Source organism: Tractidigestivibacter sp. (assembly GCF_057241865.1).
This window is the reverse complement of sequence record NZ_DBHHPX010000075.1, coordinates 1-4,687: the sequence shown is the minus strand read 5'-3', so window position 1 is coordinate 4,687 and position 4,687 is coordinate 1. Positions and strand designations below refer to the sequence as shown.

The 4,687-nt window shown below is 64.7% G+C and carries 4 protein-coding genes; all 4 read right to left on the bottom strand.

Annotated elements, in window-relative coordinates; genetic code table 11:
• Positions 1-155 precede the first annotated feature (155 nt).
• Entirely contained in the window at positions 156-407 is a 252-nt protein-coding gene (locus ACO59D_RS12870) for an acyl carrier protein (protein ID WP_130810927.1), read from the bottom strand.
• Positions 408-480: 73 nt separating this feature from the next.
• Positions 481-1,668: a diaminopimelate decarboxylase family protein gene (locus ACO59D_RS12865; RefSeq protein ID WP_485127327.1), complete on the bottom strand. Its 1,188-nt coding sequence runs from the start codon at positions 1,666-1,668 to the stop codon at positions 481-483.
• Entirely contained in the window at positions 1,668-3,182 is a 1,515-nt protein-coding gene (locus ACO59D_RS12860; protein ID WP_485127326.1) for an amino acid adenylation domain-containing protein, read from the bottom strand. Before ACO59D_RS12860 ends, ACO59D_RS12865 begins: the two co-directional genes overlap by 1 nt.
• 39 nt (positions 3,183-3,221) lie before the next feature.
• On the bottom strand, positions 3,222-4,652 hold the full coding sequence (locus tag ACO59D_RS12855; RefSeq protein WP_485127325.1) for an SGNH/GDSL hydrolase family protein: 1,431 nt from the start codon (positions 4,650-4,652) through the stop codon (positions 3,222-3,224).
• Positions 4,653-4,687: the final 35 nt, after the last annotated feature.

Sequence of the window (4,687 nt, the reverse complement as noted above, 5' to 3'; positions counted from 1 at the left end):
GCCACCTGCCCACCAGGCAGTAGAAGGCGAGGCTGGCGACCAGCAGGACGACCCACTGGATATGGCGAGAGATGCGGCCTACCAGGTAGTAGGCCGCAAGCGAGGCTGTGAGGAACAGCACGAACGAGAGCGAGAGCAGATCCAACGGTCGGCTCCTAGCCCTCCTCGTCCACCAGGCGCTTCACCATGTCGAGCATGGCCTGTGCGCTGTTGAAGTTGTCAGGGACAATGTCCTTGGCAGGCACCGAGACGTCAAACTCGTCATTGATGGAGCTGATGATGGAGAGGATGTCGAAGGAGTCCAGCACGCGGTCGTCCACGAGCGTTGTGCAATTCGCGTAGTCGACATTACCCTTGACGTCCTCGAGCAGTTCGATCATATGGCCGAGCGTCAGATCGTCATCCATGGTTGCCTCCAAATGTCCAACAGATTTCGTAGCAAGCGATGAAAGTCTATCGCAGCCGAGGCACGGGGAGCCCCTAGCAGCAGTTGCTATTCCAAGTCTCCATGTGCTCGCGGACCACTCGGACCCCACGGGCGTCGCGCAGGGCGACGAGGGGCATGGTCCGGCTGAGGAAGAGGTAGATGCCTTCGGTCACGGAGTAGGCGCCGATGTTGTCGAAGGCGAGAAGGTCGCCCACGCGCAGGTCAACGAAGGGGGCCTTGCGCACCAGCACGTCAGCCGTGGTGCAGAGGCTGCCACAGAGTGCCCAGTCACGGGCGTTGTCCGCGTCCTCCCCCGCCTTCACGCGTGCCTCGTGCGAGAGGTTGCGGATCCTCGGCTCCTTCATGCCCATCATCTGGCCAAAGTACGTCACGTGGTTCATGCCGCCATCGATGAAGGCGTAGCTCGTGCCCTCGTTGTCCTTCTCGTCCACGATGCGTGCCAGGTAGTGACCGCACTCGGTGGCCAGGAAGCGGCCCATCTCCACCTGCAGCTCCACGCGCTCCGCCATGGCCGCGAGGTCTGGCGCGAGCTCGCGCGCGGGTGTCAGCGTATCCGAGAAGTCCTGGCCCTCGAAGAGCGGCACGGCAAGTCCGGGACCATACTCGAGGCGCTGCGCCCGCCAGCCATGATTGCGCTCGAGCTCGTCCATAAGCTCGGCGAGCATGGCGAGCTCCTTCTGCTGCCACTTGAGCTTGGCGCGCTGGGTGCCCACGAAGTAGTGGATGCCCACAAGCTCGCAGCCCACAAGCTCGTCTCTGTGGTCGACGGCGCGGAGAAGGTCTTCTCGACTCATGCCAAACTGGCTGCCGCCGTTCAGGCGCAGCAGCGTGGGTACGCGCATGCCGACAGCAGCCGCCTCGGCGTCAACCAAGGCCAGCTGGCCGAGCGACTCGGCTGTGAAGGTGCCCGCGCCAAAGCGCAGGGCCTCGCGCACGTCCGCAGCCTGCTTGCACACACCCGAGTAGATAATGCACCTCGGGTCCACGGCGTCACGCTCGCAGATGGCCAGCTCACCAGGACTGCAGACCTCAAGGGCATAGCCGTGCGCCATCGCCGTGGGCACGAGAAACGGGTTGGCCTTGACCGAGTAGCACAGGTCGACCTTTGGCCCCCAAATCTCCCGCACGGCATCAAGGCGCGTGCCAAGCGCCTCGGTGTCAAAGACGTAGGTGGGCGTCCCCAGCGCGTTTGCGCAGGCGAGAAGCTCGTCGTTGGTCATCATTGCCTTCCCATCTCGTCAAGGGCCTTGCGGTCGATCTTGCCGTTCTTGGTGAGCGGCATCTGGTCCACGCGGCGCACGTGGTTGGGTTCCATGTAGGGAGGAAGCGCCATGGACAGTGCGTCTGCCAGGCCCTTCTCGTCAATCGTACCCATATAGTACAGGCGGATGCGCTTGCGGCGATGGTCGTAGGTGCAGCAGGCACGCCCGACGCCGTCGGTTGCCTGTGCTGCGGCCTCGATGTCACCCAGCTCGATGCGCTGGCCCATATGCTTGATCTGGAAGTCCTTGCGCGACGAGTACACCAGGTTGCCATCCTGGTCGTAGGTCGCAAGGTCGCCAGTACGATAGATGGGCTCGAGCCAGCGGCTGTTCAGCGGGTTCTGCGCGAAGGCCGCCGCAGTGCGCTCGGCGTCTCCAAGGTAGCCCAGGCCCAGTGCCGTGCCCGAGACGCAGACCTCGCCTTCCACGCCCGGCTCCGTGACCCCGTGGCCCTCCTCGTCCAAGAGGAAGACGCGCTCGTTGGGGAAGGCCCTGCCCATGGGGATGACCTCGTGCTTGCCAAACTCGCGCTCCACCACGTAGTACGTGCAGTTGCACGTGATCTCGGTGGGGCCGTAGAGGTTCACGTAGGTGGCGTCGGGCAGGTAGCGGCGCCATACTGCCAGCTGCTTGGGCGGCATGACCTCGCCCGAGAAGAGCACGCGACGCACCGTGGTGGGCACGCGGTACTCAAAGCCGTTCATGATGGAGACGAAGCACATCGCCGAGACCGCCCAGATAAGCGTTGTGACCTGGTTGTCTGCCAGGTAGTCCATGAGCCTGGTGGGCTGCGTGAAGTACGTGCGCGGTACCAGCTGCAGCCGGGAGCCGCAACGAAGCGCCGAGTAGATGTCCTTCACCGAGACGTCGAAGTCAAAGGGCGCCTGATTGGCAATAACGTCGCACTCGCCAATGCCAAAGATCTGGTCGAACACGGGGATGAAGTCGATGACCGAGCGGTGTGAGACCACCACGCCCTTAGGCGTACCCGTGCTGCCGCTCGTGAAGTTCACGTAGAGCGGGTCCACATCCAACGCCTGGGCGCGCCTGCGGGCGAGAAGCCCCTCGTCAACAGGGCCTTCCACGATGTCCTCGATGCGCGCGATCTCGACGCCCTCATGCCCGAGAAGCTCCTGCGCCCGTGCTGCGTTCTCGGCATCGGTGAGCACGCAGGATGGCGCGAGCGCGTCGACAATGGCGTGAACGCGGCCCCCCGGCTGGCGGATGTCAATCACCGAGTAGAACCCGCCCGCATAGACGGCGCCCAGCATGCAGGCAAGCGCACCGCAGCTCTTCTCGAGAAAGAGTGCCACGGCCTGGCGGGGCCTCGTGCGCCCCGCAAGCCACGTACCAGCCGCCTGGGCCTCGCGGTGCAGCTCGCCATAGGTGAGGCTTGCGTCCGGATCGGCCACGGCCACGCGCTCCGGCGTTGCCACGGCCGTGGCCTCGAGCCATTCGATCACGTTTCTCATTCTTCTTCCTTCCTGTGCCAGGTGCCTGTGTGGGGCTGCCTAGCTCGAGATGTCTACCAGGCAGTAGCGTTCGTAGCCCATGGTCGTGCCTGCCTTGCGCACGCAGACTTCGACCTGCCCCGAGCACGGGGGAGTCTGGTCCCGAGGGATGGTGCAGGTGTCGCTTGCCCCCCAGTCCTGGATGACCGTCGTGCCTCCGTTCTCGCCCACAGACGAGAAGCGATACTCCACCTGCACGCTGGAGCCCGTATAGGCTGTCGCCGTCACGACGGTGTCGGTTTCCTCCAGGGTAGTCGTGGCAGTCACCGCCGAGATGGCGTCAATGGAGGCAAGGTAGCCATCCCACTGGTCGTAGGGATACGTGAGGTCCGAGACCGAGCCGCCTGCGTCTAGCGTTGCGAGCGCCTGGGCAAACGCCTGCGAGAAGCGGGCGGCTCCGTCGTGGTTCAGGTGCTCGCCGTCGTAGAAGTCGGTGTCCTCGGGGGTATACCAGCTGCTCTTTGCCATGTTGGCGTCGATGAGGGTGCCCCCGCCCTCCTCGACCACGCTCTCAAGCCGCGACATCTGCTCGGGGTACGCATCACCGTAGGCAAGCACGTTGAAGGCCGGGCGCGGCGTGGCCACGACCACGAGCTCAACGCCATTCTCGCGGCACAGATCGCAGATGTCCTGGATCCAGTCGAGGCCCTGCTGGTCAAAGCCTGCCGGCTCGTCTCCCTTCACCGAGATGTGATCCTGTGCCGTGGAATAGTCGAGCACGCCGTCGTAGTTGCCGTAGCCCTTGCCGTAGTAGGTCCAGCCGTTCATGACGCGCTCGGCGGCCTCGACGGGTGCCGTGCCGCTCAGGCGGTCGCGAAGGTTGGTCAAGATGTGCCTGGCATCGAGCTCCACGTGGTTGTAGCCCCAGGGGAAAAGCGCACAGATGGAATCCGGCCCGTCGAAGAACGATGCGCTGGTGAGGAGCCTCCCGTAGTCCGCCACGGCCTGGGGGAGGGGCTCGCCCTGCATCTTGGCGCGCGTGAAGGCCACGTGCGAGCCCGGCCATTCGACCGTCGAGATCGACTCGTAGTCCACGGCAAGAATCACCCGACGCACGTGGTGGTCCTCGATGGCCTGCCTGGCCGCGGTGTAGGAGTCGTCGAGCGGCTGGGCGGGCGTTGCCATCGAGAAGGTGCTGGTGCCAAGCGCCGCGTCGAGGACGCCCGGGTCGAGGGCGCGCTGGGCGGTCGAGGAGCCCACCACCACGGTGTCGATGCCCTCCCCCGCCGCGCGGTACTCGTCCCACATCACGTTTGCCAACGAGCTGTAGAGCTCGAAGCCCAGGTTGGTGAGGACATTTGCCGCAACGATAAGCAGGACGATAACGGCGACCTCGATTGCGCGGCGCCAACCATGACGCGGTGCACGGGGCTGGCGTACGGGAGTTGCGGGAGTCTCGGCCGTGAGGGTCTTCTCGCTAGAAGTTCGCATACATGAACCCCCCGGAGGCGTTCTGGGTGAGGAAG

What these genes read in the sequence shown, in the direction of transcription:
- ACO59D_RS12870 (WP_130810927.1), bottom strand. Translation starts at nt 407, where the DNA reads ATGGATGACGATCTGACGCTCGGCCATATGATCGAACTGCTCGAGGAC.
- ACO59D_RS12865 (WP_485127327.1), bottom strand. Translation starts at nt 1,668, where the DNA reads ATGACCAACGACGAGCTTCTCGCCTGCGCAAACGCGCTGGGGACGCCC.
- ACO59D_RS12860 (WP_485127326.1), bottom strand. Translation starts at nt 3,182, where the DNA reads ATGAGAAACGTGATCGAATGGCTCGAGGCCACGGCCGTGGCAACGCCG.
- ACO59D_RS12855 (WP_485127325.1), bottom strand. Translation starts at nt 4,652, where the DNA reads ATGCGAACTTCTAGCGAGAAGACCCTCACGGCCGAGACTCCCGCAACT.